This is a genomic window from Acidovorax sp. GBBC 1281, from assembly GCF_028473645.1.
GTDB lineage: Bacteria > Pseudomonadota > Gammaproteobacteria > Burkholderiales > Burkholderiaceae_C > Paracidovorax.
The window spans coordinates 4,899,414-4,915,147 of the sequence record NZ_CP097269.1; the positions used below are offsets into that span (position 1 = coordinate 4,899,414).

The 15,734-nt window shown below is 68.5% G+C and carries 14 protein-coding genes; 9 read left to right on the forward strand and 5 right to left on the reverse strand.

Annotation, left to right across the window (positions count from 1 at the left end; genetic code table 11):
• Positions 1-37 precede the first annotated feature (37 nt).
• Positions 38-2,512, forward strand: a complete 2,475-nt coding sequence (locus M5C96_RS22925; RefSeq protein WP_272569823.1) for a DUF3772 domain-containing protein — start codon at positions 38-40, stop codon at positions 2,510-2,512.
• Positions 2,513-2,610: 98 nt separating this feature from the next.
• On the opposite strand, the gene M5C96_RS22930 is transcribed toward M5C96_RS22925, so the two are convergent.
• A complete protein-coding gene (locus tag M5C96_RS22930; protein WP_272565493.1) occupies positions 2,611-3,576 on the reverse strand; it encodes a Bug family tripartite tricarboxylate transporter substrate binding protein in 966 nt (321 codons plus the stop codon).
• Positions 3,577-3,734: 158 nt separating this feature from the next.
• On the opposite strand from M5C96_RS22930, the gene M5C96_RS22935 reads away from it, so the two are divergent.
• A complete protein-coding gene (locus M5C96_RS22935; RefSeq protein WP_272565494.1) occupies positions 3,735-4,373 on the forward strand; it encodes a LysE family translocator in 639 nt (212 codons plus the stop codon).
• A gap of 28 nt (positions 4,374-4,401) precedes the next feature.
• On the opposite strand, the gene M5C96_RS22940 is transcribed toward M5C96_RS22935, so the two are convergent.
• The gene (locus tag M5C96_RS22940; RefSeq protein ID WP_272565495.1) at positions 4,402-4,677 is read right to left on the reverse strand and encodes a hypothetical protein; all 276 of its coding nucleotides are present in this window, start codon (positions 4,675-4,677) and stop codon (positions 4,402-4,404) included.
• Positions 4,678-4,750: 73 nt separating this feature from the next.
• On the opposite strand from M5C96_RS22940, the gene hemA reads away from it, so the two are divergent.
• From hemA to M5C96_RS22970, 6 genes are all read left to right on the forward strand, one after another.
• A complete protein-coding gene (gene hemA / locus M5C96_RS22945) occupies positions 4,751-6,049 on the forward strand; it encodes a glutamyl-tRNA reductase (RefSeq protein WP_272565496.1) in 1,299 nt (432 codons plus the stop codon).
• 102 nt (positions 6,050-6,151) lie between these two features.
• Positions 6,152-7,258 carry a peptide chain release factor 1 gene (gene prfA / locus M5C96_RS22950; protein ID WP_272565498.1) on the forward strand — a complete coding sequence of 369 codons (1,107 nt, stop codon included), beginning with the start codon at positions 6,152-6,154 and terminating at the stop codon, positions 7,256-7,258.
• 62 nt (positions 7,259-7,320) lie between these two features.
• Positions 7,321-8,169, forward strand: a complete 849-nt coding sequence (gene prmC / locus M5C96_RS22955; protein WP_272569824.1) for a peptide chain release factor N(5)-glutamine methyltransferase — start codon at positions 7,321-7,323, stop codon at positions 8,167-8,169.
• A gap of 159 nt (positions 8,170-8,328) precedes the next feature.
• Positions 8,329-8,655, forward strand: a complete 327-nt coding sequence (gene grxD / locus M5C96_RS22960; protein WP_272565499.1) for a Grx4 family monothiol glutaredoxin — start codon at positions 8,329-8,331, stop codon at positions 8,653-8,655.
• Between the two features lie 157 nt (positions 8,656-8,812).
• Positions 8,813-9,820 carry an AAA family ATPase gene (locus M5C96_RS22965; protein ID WP_272565501.1) on the forward strand — a complete coding sequence of 336 codons (1,008 nt, stop codon included), beginning with the start codon at positions 8,813-8,815 and terminating at the stop codon, positions 9,818-9,820.
• 125 nt (positions 9,821-9,945) lie between these two features.
• A complete protein-coding gene (locus tag M5C96_RS22970) occupies positions 9,946-11,274 on the forward strand; it encodes a hemolysin family protein (protein WP_272565502.1) in 1,329 nt (442 codons plus the stop codon).
• Between the two features lie 36 nt (positions 11,275-11,310).
• Here the strand turns inward: M5C96_RS22970 and M5C96_RS22975 are convergent, their stop codons facing one another.
• Together M5C96_RS22975 and M5C96_RS22980 are read right to left on the reverse strand one after the other, a co-directional pair.
• On the reverse strand, positions 11,311-12,000 hold the full coding sequence (locus M5C96_RS22975) for a lytic transglycosylase domain-containing protein (RefSeq protein ID WP_272565505.1): 690 nt from the start codon (positions 11,998-12,000) through the stop codon (positions 11,311-11,313).
• A complete protein-coding gene (locus tag M5C96_RS22980) occupies positions 11,997-13,730 on the reverse strand; it encodes a proline--tRNA ligase (RefSeq protein WP_272565506.1) in 1,734 nt (577 codons plus the stop codon). The genes M5C96_RS22975 and M5C96_RS22980 overlap by 4 nt, the downstream gene beginning before the upstream one ends.
• A gap of 91 nt (positions 13,731-13,821) precedes the next feature.
• Here M5C96_RS22980 and M5C96_RS22985 point away from each other — a divergent pair, with 91 nt between their 5' ends.
• Entirely contained in the window at positions 13,822-14,529 is a 708-nt protein-coding gene (locus M5C96_RS22985) for an RNA pyrophosphohydrolase (RefSeq protein ID WP_272565507.1), read from the forward strand.
• A 55-nt stretch (positions 14,530-14,584) separates the two neighbouring features.
• On the opposite strand, the gene proB is transcribed toward M5C96_RS22985, so the two are convergent.
• Positions 14,585-15,724, reverse strand: coding sequence for a glutamate 5-kinase (gene proB, locus M5C96_RS22990; RefSeq protein ID WP_272565509.1), 1,140 nt, complete (start codon positions 15,722-15,724; stop codon positions 14,585-14,587).
• Positions 15,725-15,734: the final 10 nt, after the last annotated feature.

Consider the following 15,734-nt stretch of genomic DNA (forward strand, 5'->3'; position numbering starts at 1 on the left):
GGACTCGCCCTTGCTTCCCTCCTTTTTCAGAACCCTGCTGGCCGGCCTGCTCGTGGGCCTGGCCCTGTCCCACCCCGCGGCGGCGCAGGACCGGACCGCGGCGGCATCCGCCCCGGCCTCAGCCGCCAGCGCCACGGCCCCCCGGGCCGGCGATCCGGCTCCCCGTTCGGTGGACGACCTGCGCAAGCAGCTCGATGCCGTCCCGAAAAAGCTCGATCCGGACGACGACGGCCGCAAGCGCGTCAACGAGGTCTATGCCATCGGCACGGCCGCCGAGCAGCTCGTCGCGCAGCGCACCGAAGAGCTGGCCGACCTGGACACGCGCCTGGCCGGGCTCGGCCCGTCGCCCGAGAAAGGCGCGCCCGCCGACTCCCCCGACGTGGCGCAGCAGCGGGCCGGGCTGGCCAAGCAGCGCGCCGTCGTGGACGCCGATCTCAAGCTCGCCCGCCTCATCGTGGTCGATGCCGACCAGCGCAGCGCCGACCTCGTGCGCCAGCGCCGCCAGCAGTTCCAGGATGCGCTGACCGCCCGCATCGACTCGCCGCTGGGCCCCACCTACTGGCGCGCGCTGCGCAACGCCTGGCCCTCCGACACCGCCCGCCTGTCAATGCTGGCGGTCGAGATCCGCCAGGCCCTGGAGCGGGCGATGGAGCCTGCCCGGCGCGCCACCTTCCTCGGCAGCCTGGCCGGCGCGCTGCTGCTGGCCGTGCTGGGCAACTGGCTGGCCAAGCGCGTGCTGGTGCGCGTGGCGCCCACGCGCCTGCCGTCCGGGCGCCTGCGGCGCTCGCTGCTCGCGGCGGTGTCGGTCGTGGTGCACGTGTTGCTGATCGGGCTGGCGGCGCAACTGGCGCTCAGCGGCGTCGACGTGGGCGACAACCTCGGCGACCGGCTGCACGGCCTGGGCAGCACGGCGGTGCGCCTGGCCATCTTCGCCTCGTTCGCCATCGGCCTGGGGCACGCGCTGCTGTCGCGCCGGCGCAGCTCCTGGCGGCTACCTTCGCTGTCGGACGACCTGGCGCGACGGCTGAGCCCCTACCCCTGGTGGATCGCCCTGGTCGCCATCACCAGCGGACTCATCACTGAAATCAACACCGCCGTGGGCGCCAGCCTCGCGGCCGAGGTGACGACGCAGGCCGTGACGGCGCTGCTGGTCGCGCTCATCGCCATCGCCTGCCTGCGCCACCTGCACGCCCCGCGCACCGCGGCCAAGGACGGCGCGGCGGAGGGCGGCAGCGAACCTGCCGAGGCCGCTGCCGCGCCCCCGCGCCCGCTGTGGGTGGGCCTGCTCGTGGCCTGCGCGGGCTTCGCCTCGGTGGCGACCCTGGTGCTGGTGGCGCTGGGCTTCGTCGCCCTGGCCAGCACGCTGGCGCGGCAGATGGTGTGGAGCGCCATCGTCTTCGCCACCGCCTACCTGCTCTACCAGCTGGCCGACGACGTGTGCGAGGCCGTGCTGTCGTCCAAGGGCAGCTTCGGGCGCCGCCTGCATTCCGGCATGGGCATCGACGCGGGCCTGCTCGACCAGGCGGCCGTGCTGGGCTCGGGCGTGCTGCGCGTGGTGCTGTTCTTCTACATGGTGATCGCGCTGATGGCGCCGTTCGGCACCGGGCCGGACGAGGTCTTCCGGCGCGGCAGCAGCCTCAACAACGGCCTGCAGGTGGGCAACTTCGCGCTCGCGCCCCAGGCCCTGCTCACCGCGCTGGCCGTGGTGGCGGCGGGGTTCGTGGCCATCCGCGTGCTCAAGCGCTGGCTGAGCGACCGCTACTTTCCCAACACGTCGCTCGAGCCCGGCATGCGCAGCTCCATCGTCTCGCTGCTGGGCTACGTGGGCGGCGTGCTGGTGGTGGCCGCGGCGCTCGCGGCGCTGGGCATCAGCGTGGAGCGCATCGCCTGGGTGGCCAGCGCGCTGTCGGTGGGGATCGGCTTCGGGCTGCAGGCCATCGTGCAGAACTTCATCTCGGGCCTGATCCTGCTGGCCGAGCGGCCGGTGAAGGTGGGCGACTGGGTGGTGCTGGGCGATACCGAGGGCGACGTGCGCCGCGTGAACGTGCGCGCCACCGAGATCCAGCTGGGCGACCGGTCCACCGTGATCGTGCCCAACTCGGAGTTCATCACCAAGACCGTGCGCAACATGACGCTGACCGGCGCGCCGGGCCGCGTGCTGCTGCGCCTGCCCGCGCCGCTGGACACCGATGCGCAGCGCATGCGCGAGGTGATCCTGCAGGCCTTCCACGCCCACGAAGGGATCATGGAAGACCCCGAACCCATCGTGCAGCTCGAAGGCATCCTGAACGGCACGCTCACCTTCCTGGCCATCGGCTACGTGAGCAATCCGCGCAACTCGGGCGGCGTGCGCAGCGACCTGCTGTTCACCATCCTGGACAACCTGCGCAGCGCGGGCCTGGCGCTGTCGCCGCCGGCGACCACGTCGCTCACCCACCCCACGCCGACCTCGCCCACCGTGGCGGTGCCGCAGCCCCAGGGCGGCAACGGCCCGGGTACGACGGTGGTCTGACCGGGGCACGCTCACACTGGCCGCAACGATCAGCTATAAATTCAATAGCACAATGCCCTAGTGGAACATGCGCTGGAGGCCGATTGGGCTCGAATGCCTCAATCCAGCTTCGCGCCCGACTGGGCCACGGCGGTGGCCCAGCGTGGCATTTCGGTCGCGAGGAAGGCCGCGAAGGCGTCCGCTCCCAGGAAGGCCGGATCGGCGCCCTGCGACACCATGCGCTCGCGCACCTCGGGCGACTGCAGCACCTGGCCGAACGCATCGCTCAGCTTGGCGACCACGTCCTTGGGCGTGCCGGCCGGCGCGAGAAACCCGTAGAAGCCCACCACCTCGAAGCCCTTGAGCCCGCTCTCGATCGCCGTGGGCACGTCCGGCAGCGCCGGGTTGCGCTGCCGGCTGGTCACGGCCAGGGCGCGCACCTTGCCCTGCTTGTGGTACGCGGCCGCCTGCGGAATGCTCTCGGCCATGAACTGCACCTGGCCCGCCATCAGGTCGGTGAAGGCCGGGGCGCTGCCGCGGTAAGGGATGTGCACCATGAACAGGCCCGTGGCCGTCTTGAACATCTCCGGCACCAGGTGGCTGATGCCGCCGTTGCCCGCTGAGCCGAAGTTCACCTGGCCCGGCTTGGCCCGTGCGTACTGGATGAATTCGGGCAGCGTCTTCGCCGGCAGCTTCGGGTTGACCAGCAGCGCGAGCGGCTGCATGGCGGTGCGCGCGACGGGCGTGAAATCCTTGAGCGTCTGGTAGGGCAGCCGGCTGTACAGCGCCGGGTTGATCACCATCACGCCGGTGTTGGCCAGCATCAGCGTGTGGCCGTCGGGCGGCGCCTTCATCACGTCCTGCGCGCCGACGGTGCCGCCCGCGCCCGACTTGTAGTCCACCACCACGGGCTGGCCGAGCACGGCCTGCAGCTTGTCGGTGAGCAGGCGGGCATGCTGGTCCAGCGGCCCGCCCGCTGGAAAGCCGATCACGATGCGGATGGGGCGGGAGGGAAAGCCCTGGGCCAGGGCGGCCACGGACAGGCAGGCCAGGGTGGCGGCCGCCAGGCAGGTGCGCAGGCGCATGCGAAAGTCTCCTTCTTTTGTGTCTGGATGGGATCAGCCGCAGCTTAGGGCCGGCCTGCATCGCCCGGCACGGGGTCTTACCCGCAAAAGCCCCCTTCACGGCAGGCCCTGCTCGGCGAAAATACCCGCTTGTCCGCCGCCTCTGAAAGCCCCTCACCATGACCCTCGCCCACTGGCTCGTTTTCTGCGGCGTTTCGCTGCTGATGTGCTTCACGCCCGGCCCGGCCGTGCTGCTGGCGGTGTCGAACTCGGTGGATGTCGGGGCGCGGCGCACGGCGTTCAGCTCGCTCGGCAGCTCGGCCGGCATCTTCGCCGTCTCGGGCCTCGCGATGGTCGGCATGGGCACCATCCTCAGCCTGTCGGCGAACGCGTTCCTGGTGATGAAGGTCGTCGGCGCGCTGTACCTGATCTGGCTGGGCATCAAGCGCTGGCGCAGCCAGGACGCGCTGATCGCCAGCGATGCCGGCCTGGCGCCCGCCCAGCGGCGCGAGCGCAAGAACTGGCAGCTGGTGGCGCAGGGGCTGGGCGTGTCGCTGACCAACCCCAAGGCCATCCTGTTCTTCTCGGCCCTGTTCCCGCAGTTCATCGTGCCCGGCGAGCCGCTGTTCACGCAGTATCTGCTGCTGACCACGACGTTCGCCGTCTGCGCGTTGATCTCGCACGCCTTCTACGTGGTGCTGATCTCGCTGGTGAAGGGCCACGTGGTGGCGCGCGCCAAGCTGTTCAACCGCATCGTGGGCGGCACTTTCATGGCGCTGGGCGTGGGCCTGCTGCAGACCCGGCACAAGCTGGGCTGAGGGCCCGGGCCTTCCGGGCGCGTCTTTCTCAGCGCCAGCCGCGCAGCAGCACCCACTGCGCGGTCGCGCAGCCCACCGCCAGCGCCGCGTAGGTGAGCATCTTTCCGTCGCGCCCCCACCACGCCAGACCGGCCGCGAGGACGAGGCAGCCCACCCCGAACAGCACGCCCAGTTGGGCCAGCGTTCCGCGCGTGGCCGCCCGCTTTCGCAGGAAGACCTTGCAGCCGGCGACCAGCAGCAGCGCCACGGCAAATGCGGGCAGCACGAAATTCAGCAGATGGTTGACGGCGGACAAAGCATCCATGGACATGACCCAGATCAAGACTATTACAGGCATAGCCCCCTGCATCGGGCCGGCAATTTTATAATCGCCGCTTATGGCAGTCTGGGCCCTTGGCATCAACCACACGACCGCGCCGCTCGATCTGCGCGGTCGTTTTGCGTTCGCGCTCGATCAGATCGCGCCCACGCTGCAGGGTTTGCGCCAGTCCCTGGGCGGCGCCAGCCGCCATCCCAGCGTCGAGACGGCCATCATCTCCACCTGCAACCGCACCGAAATCTACTGCGCCGGCAATGAATCCGCGCTGGACCACACGCTGGGCTGGCTCGCCCAGAGCGGCGGCGTCAGCCCCGCGCTGCTGCGCTCGCACTCCTACGCGCTGGAAGACGGCCTGGTGGCCCGCCATGCCTTCCGCGTGGCCAGCGGGCTCGATTCCATGGTGCTGGGCGAGGCGCAGATCCTCGGCCAGATGAAGGACGCCGTGCGCGCCGCCGAAACCGCCGGCGCGCTGGGCACCACGCTCAACCAGCTCTTCCAGCGCAGCTTCGCCGTCGCCAAGGAAGTGCGCACCAGCACCGAGATCGGCGCCCACAGCATCAGCATGGCGGCCGCGGCCGTGCGGCTGGCCGGCCAGCTGTTCGAGGACCTGTCCGAGATCCGCGTGCTGTTCGTCGGCGCGGGCGAGATGATCGAGCTGGCCGCCACCCACTTCGCGGCCAAGAACCCCAAGGCCATCGCCGTGGCCAACCGCACGCTGGAGCGCGGTGAAAAGCTCGCCACGCGCTTCGGCGGCGAGGTCATGCGCCTGGCCGACCTGCCCGACCGCCTGCACGAGTTCGACGCCGTGGTGAGCTGCACCGCCAGCAGCCTGCCCATCATCGGCCTGGGTGCCGTGGAGCGGGCTCTCAAGAAGCGGCGCCACCGCCCCATGTTCATGGTCGACCTGGCCGTGCCGCGCGACATCGAGCCCGAGGTCAAGGCGCTGGAGGACATCTACCTCTACACCGTGGACGACCTGGCCGGCGTGGTGCAGACCGCCCAGGCCCACCGCCAGGCCGCCGTGGCCCAGGCCGAGGCCATCATCGACGCGGGCGTGCAGAGCTTCATGCACTGGATGGACCAGCGCAGCCCCACCGGCGGCGTGGTGCCGCTGATCCAGCAGCTCAACGCCCAGACCGACGAGTGGCGCGCGCTGGAGATCGCCCGCGCCAAGAAGCTGCTGGCCAAGGGCGAGGACATGGACGCGGTGCTGGAGGCCCTGTCGCGCGGCCTCACGCAGAAGATGCTGCACGGCACCCTGGCCGAACTGCGGGCCGGCGACGCCGAGACCCGTGCCCAGACGGCGCAGACCGTCTCGCGCCTGTTCCTGCGCTCGCAAAGCAAGACCGGCCTGTAGCGACGCGGCTGCGCGGCCTGCCATCAGGCCAAAAACGCCCCCAGCGCAGATTCCACTAGCGCTATCAGCTACAAAAATCGTAGCAATTTCTTTCCCCCGACGATGAAGCCCTTTCTCAGAACCCAGCTCGAGCGCTATGCGCAGCGCCTTGAAGAGCTCGACTTCCTGCTCTCGCGCGAGGACATCATGTCCGACATGGCGCAGTACCGCACCATCTCCCGCGAGCACGCCGAGGTCACGCAGATCGCCGGCCGCTACGCGCGCCACCAGCAGCGCGAGGCCGACCTGGCCGGCGCCCGCGAGATGCTAGCCGACCCCGACATGGCCGAGATGGCGCAGGAGGAGATCGCCGCCGCCGAAGCCGAGCTGGCGCAGCTGGAAGAAGAGCTGCAGCGCCTGCTGCTGCCCAAGGACCCCGACGACGCCCGCAATGCCTTCCTCGAAATCCGCGCGGGCACGGGCGGCGACGAGTCGGCCCTGTTCGCGGGCGACCTGGCGCGCATGTACACCCGCTATGCCGCCAACGTGGGCTGGAAGATCGAGATCCTGAGCGCCAACGAGAACGAGATCGGCGGCTACAAGGAAGTGGTGCTGCGCGTGGAGGCCGGGGCTGGTGACGGCCCCTCCGGGTCCGGCGCCTACGGCGCGCTGCGCTTCGAATCCGGCGGCCACCGCGTGCAGCGCGTGCCCGCCACCGAAACGCAGGGCCGCATCCACACCAGCGCCTGCACCGTGGCCGTGATGCCCGAGCCCGACGAGCACCAGGCCATCACCCTGAACCCCGCCGACCTGCGCATCGACACCTTCCGCGCCAGCGGCGCCGGCGGCCAGCACATCAACAAGACGGACTCGGCCGTGCGCGTGGTCCACCTGCCCACCGGCATCGTGGCCGAATGCCAGGACGGGCGCAGCCAGCACAGCAACAAGGCCAAGGCCCTGCAGGTGCTGCAGGCGCGCATCCAGGAAAAGGAACGCAGCGAGCGCGCCGCCAAGGAGGCTGCCCTGCGCAAGGGCCTGATCGGCTCGGGCGACCGCAGCGACCGCATCCGCACCTACAACTTCCCGCAGGGGCGCCTGACCGACCACCGCATCAACCTCACGCTCTACAAGCTGCTGGCCATCATGGAAGGCGACCTCGCCGACGTGCTGGACGCCCTGCGCCACGCGCGCGAGGCCGAGCAACTGGCCGAGCTGGAAACCACGGCCTGATCGGTTTGCAGCCCCATCGCCCCGATGCCGAAGGATTCATTGCCTTGGATGCTATAAATTCAATAGCAAACGCCTCGCCGACCCTGGCCCAGGCGCTGGGCCAGGCCCACACCCTGGGGCTGGCACGCATCGACGCCCAGCTGCTGCTGCTGCACGCGCTCGGCCGCCCCGAGGCCGGCCGCGCCTGGCTGCTGGCGCACGACACCGACGCCGTGCCCCCGCCGGCGATGGACGCCTTCCTGGCGCTGTGCCGGCGCCGCGCGGCCGGCCAGCCAGTGGCCTACCTGACGGGCCGCAAGGAGTTCTACGGCCTGGCGCTGCAGGTCGATGCCCGCGTGCTGGACCCGCGACCGGACACCGAAACCCTGGTGGACTGGGCGCTGCAGGTGCTCCAGCCCATCGCCGCCCCGCGCGTGGCCGACCTGGGCACCGGCAGCGGCGCCATCGCCCTCGCATTGCAGCACCAGCGGCCCGACGCGCAGGTGCTGGCGGTCGATGCCAGCCCCGCCGCGCTGGACGTGGCCCGCGCCAATGCCGAGCGGCTGGGCCTGCCCGTGCGCTTCGTGATGGGCGACTGGCTTTCCGGCCTGGGGGAAGGCGCGGTGTTCGATGCCATCGTCTCCAATCCCCCCTACATCGCGGCGGACGATCCGCACTTGGCCGCGCTCACGCACGAGCCCCTGAACGCCCTGGCCAGCGGCGCGGACGGGCTGGACGACCTTCGCACCATTGCGGGGCAAGCCCTGCCCCATTTGGTGCCGGGCGGCTGGCTGCTGCTGGAGCACGGCTGGGACCAAGCCGGGGCCGTGCGGGCGCTGCTGGGCAGGGCTGGCTTCGCCGAGGTGCAAAGCCGAACCGATCTGGCAGGCCATGCCCGCTGTACCGGCGGCCGCCGGCCGGTCGCGGGATGAGCGCCTCTGCAGCATTGGAAAGCCTTGTTCCGTCCCCACTTGAGCGGTAACGCTGCCGATTCAGAGCGCCCGCGGATGACCGCAGCGCCCCAAAGCCTTGACTGACAGTGAAATAATCACGCCTTGCCGCCGATCCACGGCCACTTTCAGGAGCAACCCATGAGCGACACCCAGCAACGCATCGACGCCCTCGTCAAATCCAACGACATCCTGCTGTTCATGAAGGGCAGCGCGAGTTTTCCGATGTGCGGCTTCTCGGGCCGCGCGATCCAGCTCCTGAAGGCCTGCGGCGTGGACCCCAAGAGCGTGGCCACGGTGAACGTGCTGGACGACCCGGAGATCCGCCAGGGCATCAAGGAATACAGCAGCTGGCCCACCATCCCGCAGCTCTACGTCAAGGGCGAATTCATCGGCGGCTCGGACATCATGATGGAGATGTACGAGTCGGGCGAACTCAAGCAGGTGCTGGGCACGCAGGGCGAGTGACGCCGGCAGCCCCGGCGGCTGCATCGACCGAAGGCCGCCCCCGGGCGGCCTTTTGCATGGGAACAACAGGGGCGGGTTGACGGGGTTTTTCCGCCGTTGAGACCGGGCATGTTGTGTGCTTGAATGGGTGCGTGACTTCCTCACACAGGAGCGCGCCATGACGACACACAGCCTTGTTCCGCAAACGCCGGCCCTGAGCCTGCCGGTGGCCCAGTTGCGCAACGTGTTCCACCCCTGCGACGTCGAGCGCAAGCTCACGCGGCTGCAGGACGGCGGCAGCCAGCGCGAATACGAAAATCTGCGCGCGGTGTACGAACGCATGCTGGAACGCGGGCCCGAACGCTTCCAGGTCAAGCCTTCCGGCGTGCCGGACATGGCCCATCTCTACGACCAATTACCCAACTTCACCGAAGTCCTCGACGATGTGAAGCGCCACGTGGCCCTGGCGCAGGACAGCCGCGACGGGCTCGAAGTCACGCCGATGCTGCTGCTGGGCCCTCCTGGCATCGGCAAGACCCACTTCGCGCGGCACCTGGCCGAGCTGCTGGGCACCGGCATGAACCTCGTGCCCATGAGCTCGATGACCGCTGGCTGGCTGCTGTCGGGCTCGTCCTCGCAGTGGAAGGGCGCGCGGCCCGGCAAGGTGTTCGAGGCGCTGGTGGAGGGCGAATACGCCAACCCCGTCATCGTCGTGGACGAGATCGACAAGGCCGCGAGCGACGCGCAGTACGACCCGCTGGGCGCGCTGTATGGCCTGCTGGAGCACGACACGGCGCAGAGCTTCACCGACGAGTTCGCCGAGGTCGCCATCGACGCGAGCCAGGTCATCTGGATCACCACCGCCAACGACGAGCGCGGCATTCCCGACCCCATCCTCAACCGCATGAACGTGTTCGAGGTGCAGGCGCCCACGCCGGAGCAGGCCCGCGCCATCGCGCGCAACCTCTACCAGGGCATCCGCAACGGCCACGACTGGGGCCGCATGCTCGACCCCGAGCCGCAGTCCGACGTGCTGGACCTGCTCGCGCAGATGCCCCCGCGCGAAATGCGCCGCGCCCTGATGACGGGCTTCGGCAACGCACGCCTGCAGCACCGCAGCGCGGTCGAAGTGGGCGACCTGCCGCGCAGCGCAGGCGGCAAATCGCGCATCGGCTTCCTGCAGTGAGCTAGCCCCCACCGCCCTCGCGGCCCGCTCGCATTCCCTGCGTGCGGGCGCGCGAAGGCGCGCGGCAGGGCGGCTACACTCGGCACGCTGGCGCACAGCACGATCATGGCGGCGCCTGCCGTCCCATGACCCTGTCCCAAAGTCTCTTCGTTATCGGCCTCCTCATCGTGGCCAGCGCGTTCTTCTCCATCGCGGAAATCTCCCTGGCGGCTTCACGCCGCCTGCGCCTGCGCCAGATGGCCGACGAAGGCGACACCCGCGCCGACCGCGTCATGCGCATGCAGGAGCAGCCCGGCGACTATTTCACCGTGGTGCAGGTCGGCCAGAACGCCGTCGCCATCCTGGGTGGCATCGTGGGCGAAGGCGCGCTCAGCCCCCATTTCACCGAACTGTTCGCCTACTGGCTGAGCAACGCCCGGGCGGAGACCGCGGGCTTCCTGGCGTCGTTCACCATCATCACCTCGCTGTTCATCCTGCTGGCCGACCTGTTTCCCAAGCGGCTGGGCATGGCCAATCCCGAACGCCTGGCCCTGCGCGTGTCGGCGCCGATGAAGCTGCTGATGACCGTGCTGCGGCCCGTGGTCTGGCTCTACAGCCGAAGCGCGGACCTGCTGTTCCGCATGCTGGGGCTGTCATCGCTGCGGGACGACCGGGTGACCTCCGACGACATCCTGGCCATGATGGAAGCCGGTGCCCGCGCCGGCGTGCTGGCCGCGCGGGAGCAGCAGGTGATCGAGAACGTGTTCGAGCTGGACACGCGCACCGTCGGCAGCGCCATGTCGCAGCGCGACCGCATCGCGTACTTCCTGCGCGACGACCCCGACACCGTGATCCGTGCGCGCATCGCGGAAGAGCCCTTCTCGACCTATCCCGTGTGCGACGGCGACATCGACCACGTGGTCGGCTACGTGGACGCCAAGGACCTCTTCCAGCGCGTGCTGAACAACCAGCCCATCTCGCTGGCCGACGAAGGCCTGGTGCGCAAGGTGCTCATCGTGCCGGACCGGCTGTCCCTGTCCGAAGTGCTGGAGCAGTTTCGCCAAGTGCACGAAGACTTTGCGGTCATCGTGAACGAATACAGCCTGGTGGTGGGAGTCGTCACCCTGAACGACGTGATGAGCACCGTGATGGGCGACCTCGTCATGGGCCCGGCGGACGAGGAGCAGATCGTGCGCCGCGACGAGAACTCCTGGCTCATCGACGGCGTGACCCCGGTCGAAGACGTGCTGCGCGCACTGAACCTGGACGAACTGCCCCACGCCGAAGAGTACGAAACGCTGGCCGGCTTCCTCATGGTGATGCTGCGCCGCGTGCCCCGGCGCACCGACAGCGTGAACTGGGGCGGCTACAAGTTCGAGGTGCTGGACGTGGACAGCTACCGCATCGACCAAATCATGGTGTCGCGGCTGCAGGATGCGAACGGCGTGCCCATCGCCGCGGCCAGCGCCATCTGAGGGCGCGGCGGCAGCAACGACTTAAGCCCGACCGGGCTACCCACCGGCCGGTGCGAGGCCCTCGGCTGCGGTGGTGATGCGGTCCTGGAACACCCAGTTGCGCTGCGCAGCGAACACCGCGTCGGGGTACTGCGGCCGGCCGCGGCTACCGTTGTAGCGGCCCAGCGTCATGAACAGATCGCCACGCTCCCGATCGAGGTAGTGGCGCAGGATCACGCAGCCGAAACGCAGGTTGGTCTGCATGTGAAACAGCTTGCCCGGATCGCCGTCGCCGATCACCCGCGTCCAGAACGGCATCACCTGCATGTAGCCCCGCGCGCCCACGCTGGACACGGCGAACTTGCGGAACGCGCTTTCGACCTGCACCAGGCCGAGCACCAGCGATACATCGAGCCCTGCCCGCTTGGACTCGTACCAGACGGTCTGCAGGAAATCCCGGCGCACCTCCCAATCCGGCTTGCGGCGGCGCAGCCGGTCGCTCATGGTGCCCAGCCACCGCAGGTACAGCAGCCGCGCTTCCGTCGTGCCGAACTGGGGTTCGGGCGGCGCCTGGTTGAGCACCGCGGAACTCAAGGCAGTGCGCACGGAATCGATCAGGGGTTCTTCCAGTTGCCCCCCGGCATGGGCGGCCTGGGGGGCCGCCAGCCAGGCCGCCGGCCCGGCGGACAGGGACACCAGACAGGCCCGGCGCGAAACCGCCCCGGCCTCGCCTTTCATCGCGCTCATGGTGTCAGCCGACCCTTGATGTGCGCCAGGATGTCGGCCGTGGCGACCTTGGTCGCGGCGGTGTCGCGGCGGTGCTGGTATTCGAGCTGGCCTTCCTTGAGCCCACGGTCGGAGATCACCACGCGGTGCGGCACGCCGATCAGCTCCCAGTCGGCGAACATCGCGCCCGGGCGCTCGCCGCGGTCGTCCAGCAGCACGTCCACGCCGGCCGCCAGCAGATCACCGTAGAGCTGTTCGGCCGCGGCCTTGACCTCTGCGCTGCGGTCCATGCCGATCGGGCACACCACCACCGTGAAGGGGGCGATGGCGTCGGGCCAGATGATGCCGCGGTCGTCGTGGTTCTGTTCGATGGCGGCGGCCGGCAGACGGGTGATGCCGATGCCGTAGCAGCCCATCTCGAAAAATGCGGGCTTGCCATCCTCGCCCAGGAAGGTGGCGTTCATGGCTTTGCTGTACTTGGTCCCGAGGTAGAACACATGGCCGACTTCGATGCCGCGCTCGATGGCGAGTTCACCCTGGCCGTCCGGCGAGCGGTCACCCGTCACGACGTTGCGCAGGTCGGCCACCACCTCGGGCTCCGGCAGATCGCGTCCCCAGTTCACGCCCGTCATGTGGAAGTCGATCGCGTTGGCACCGCAGATCCAGTCGGCCATCACGGCCACTTCGCGGTCCACCACCAGCTTCACCGGCTTTTGCAACTGCAGCGGGCCCAGGTAGCCCGGCTTGCAGCCGAAGTGGTCTTCGATTTCGCCCACGGTGGCGAAACGGAAACCCGCCAGGCCCGGCACCTTGGACACCTTGATCTCGTTCATGTCGTGGTCGCCGCGCAGCAGAAGCAACCAGACCTGCGTCTTGACGATCTCGCCGGCCTCGTCGGTGGCGAGCACCAGGGACTTCACGGTGGTCTGCAACGCCACGCCCAGCAGTTGCGCCACATCCGCGCAGGTGCTCTTGCCCGGCGTGGGCGTCTTGGCCAGGGCCTGGGCTGCCGCTGGCCGCGGGCCTGCGGGGGCCAGCGCCTCGGCCTTTTCCATGTTCGCGGCGTAATCGCTCTGGGGGCAGTAGACGATCGCATCCTCGCCCGTGGCGGCGATGACCTGGAATTCTTCGCTCAGGTCGCCGCCGATCGCGCCGCTGTCCGCGGCCACGGCCCGGTAGGTCAGGCCGAAGCGGTCGAAGATCCGGCGGTACGCCTGGGCCATCACCTGGTAGCTGGCCTTGGCGGCATCCTGGTCGCGGTCGAAGGAGTAGGCGTCCTTCATGATGAACTCGCGGCCCCGCATCAGCCCGAAACGCGGGCGGCGCTCGTCGCGGAACTTGGTCTGGATCTGGTACAGGTTCTTGGGCAGTTGCTTGTAGCTGCGCAGTTCCTGGCGGGCGATGTCAGTGACCACTTCTTCGCTCGTGGGCTGGATCACGAAATCGCGCCCGTGCCGGTCCTGGATGCGCAGCAGTTCCGGGCCCATCTTGTCGAAGCGGCCTGTCTCCTGCCAGAACTCCGCCGGCTGCACCACGGGCATGGCGACCTCGACGGCGCCGGCCCGGTTCATCTCTTCCCGCACGATGGCTTCCACCTTGCGGATCACGCGCAGTCCCATGGGCATGTAGTTGTAGATGCCCGCCCCCAGCTTCTTGATGAGGCCCGCCCGCGTCATGAGCTTGTGGCTGACCACTTCCGCATCGGCCGGAGCTTCCTTGAGGGTGGAGACGAAGAATTGGGACGCTTTCATTGGGGGGATTTCATGCAATTGCGCCCGGTCTGCTTGCTGCGCACAAGGCGCCGTGCATAATGGTCACAGTTTAAAAAATTGGGGTTAGATTATGCTTGACCGGGACGGCTTTCGGCCGAACGTCGGCATCATCCTGCTCAACCAGAAAAACCAGGTGTTCTGGGGCAAGCGGATCCGCACCCACAGCTGGCAGTTCCCGCAGGGCGGCATCGACAGGGGGGAAACTCCCGAACAGGCAATGTACCGCGAACTGCACGAAGAAGTGGGATTGCAGCCGGGCCATGTGCGCGTGGTTGCCCGCACCAGGGACTGGTTGCGCTATGAGGTGCCTGACCGGTACATCCGCCGCGATGCGCGCGGACACTACAAGGGCCAGAAGCAAATCTGGTATCTGCTGCAGCTGCTGGGCCATGACTGGGACCTGAATCTGCGCGCCACCAACCACCCCGAGTTCGACGCCTGGCGTTGGAATGATTACTGGGTGCCGCTCGATGTGGTGGTGGAGTTCAAGCGCGGCGTGTATGAAATGGCGCTCACCGAGCTGGCACGCTTTCTGCCGCGCCACGAGCAACGCAATCGCTATCTGCGCAGCGGCATGCGCTCCCGTGAAGGCGAAGGATTGCCCAGCGGCATGCCCATGCACCGGGCAGGCTCCCTGCTGGTCAGTCCTGGCATGGAAATGCCCCCGGGTGCCAGCTTCGACCCCGACCCTCAAAAGAGCAAAGCCACCTCGCCCCCTTCGGAACAGGGAGCTGGCATTCCTCTGTCGCCTTCGCAGTTCCTGCCCAAATTGGTTTGACGCGCCGCCGCCTTCTTCTCAAGGAAAAGGCAGCCCGCAAGGCCATGACTGTGCGTCAGGCGTTTGCCAGCACCATGTTGTCCCGGTGCACCATCTCCGGCTCGGCGACATACCCCAACAACCGTTCGAATTCCGCCGAGGGCTTGCGGCATAGCAATCGCGCCTCCGCACTGGCGTAGTTGGCAAGCCCCCGCGCCACTTCCGCCCCGGTCTCATCACGCACGGCGATGACGTCACCGCGAGAAAAATCCCCCTCCACGGCGGTCATGCCGATCGGCAGAAGGCTTTTTCCCTCGGTTCGCAGCTTGACCGCCGCCCCCATGTCCACGGTCACGGCGCCACGGAGTTGCAGATGGTCCGCCATCCATTGCTTGCGCGCCTGCTTTTTCTGCGTTTGCGCGACCAGCAGCGTTCCGATGGCTTCGCCCTGGGTCAGGCGAACGAGCACATCGGTCTCGCGGCCCCACGCGATCACGGTGGAGGCGCCTGAACCCGCGGCCCGCTTGGCGGCAATGATCTTCGTGATCATGCCGCCCCGGCCGATGCTGGAGCCCACGCCCCCCGCCATCGCCTCCAGGGCGAGATCGCCCGCCTGGGCTTCATGCACGAACTGTGCGTCCGGATTGCGCCGTGGATCTGCCGTGTAAAGCCCCTTTTGATCCGTCAGGATGATCAAGGCATCGGCCTCCACCAGATTGGCCACCAACGCACCGAGCGTATCGTTGTCGCCGAACTTGATCTCATCCGTGACCACGGTATCGTTCTCGTTGATCACAGGCACCACGCCCAGGCGCAGCAGGGTGAGCAACGTGGACCGGGCATTCAAATACCGCTCCCGATCCGCCAGATCGGCATGCGTGAGGAGCACTTGCGCACTACCCAGCCCTTGTTCCCTCAACTTGGTCTCGTACATCTGCGCCAGCCCCATCTGGCCGACCGCCGCAGCCGCCTGAAGCTCGTGGATCTCATGCGGGCGCGTTGCCCAACCCAGACGCTTCATACCCTCCGCAATCGCCCCGCTGGACACCATGACCACCTCGCGCCGCCCACCCGATTCACCGCGCGCCAGCGCCGCCAGCTGGCGACTCCATTCGCCGATGGCAGCCTCATCCAGGCCACGGCCCTCGTTGGTCACAAGGCTCGACCCTACTTTGACGACAATGCGGCGCGCGTCGCGCAATATGCTGGAAACCATATGGACAGTA

Excerpts from the sequence above, each read along its gene's own strand:
- M5C96_RS22985 (WP_272565507.1), top strand. The coding sequence starts at position 13,822 with ATGCTTGACCGGGACGGCTTTCGGCCGAACGTCGGCATCATCCTGCTC.
- M5C96_RS22980 (WP_272565506.1), bottom strand. The coding sequence starts at position 13,730 with ATGAAAGCGTCCCAATTCTTCGTCTCCACCCTCAAGGAAGCTCCGGCC.
- M5C96_RS22930 (WP_272565493.1), bottom strand. The coding sequence starts at position 3,576 with ATGCGCCTGCGCACCTGCCTGGCGGCCGCCACCCTGGCCTGCCTGTCC.
- proB (WP_272565509.1), bottom strand. The coding sequence starts at position 15,724 with ATGGTTTCCAGCATATTGCGCGACGCGCGCCGCATTGTCGTCAAAGTA.
- M5C96_RS22975 (WP_272565505.1), bottom strand. The coding sequence starts at position 12,000 with ATGAGCGCGATGAAAGGCGAGGCCGGGGCGGTTTCGCGCCGGGCCTGT.
- M5C96_RS22935 (WP_272565494.1), top strand. The coding sequence starts at position 3,735 with ATGACCCTCGCCCACTGGCTCGTTTTCTGCGGCGTTTCGCTGCTGATG.
- M5C96_RS22965 (WP_272565501.1), top strand. The coding sequence starts at position 8,813 with ATGACGACACACAGCCTTGTTCCGCAAACGCCGGCCCTGAGCCTGCCG.
- prfA (WP_272565498.1), top strand. The coding sequence starts at position 6,152 with ATGAAGCCCTTTCTCAGAACCCAGCTCGAGCGCTATGCGCAGCGCCTT.
- M5C96_RS22970 (WP_272565502.1), top strand. The coding sequence starts at position 9,946 with ATGACCCTGTCCCAAAGTCTCTTCGTTATCGGCCTCCTCATCGTGGCC.
- hemA (WP_272565496.1), top strand. The coding sequence starts at position 4,751 with ATGGCAGTCTGGGCCCTTGGCATCAACCACACGACCGCGCCGCTCGAT.
- grxD (WP_272565499.1), top strand. The coding sequence starts at position 8,329 with ATGAGCGACACCCAGCAACGCATCGACGCCCTCGTCAAATCCAACGAC.
- M5C96_RS22940 (WP_272565495.1), bottom strand. The coding sequence starts at position 4,677 with ATGGATGCTTTGTCCGCCGTCAACCATCTGCTGAATTTCGTGCTGCCC.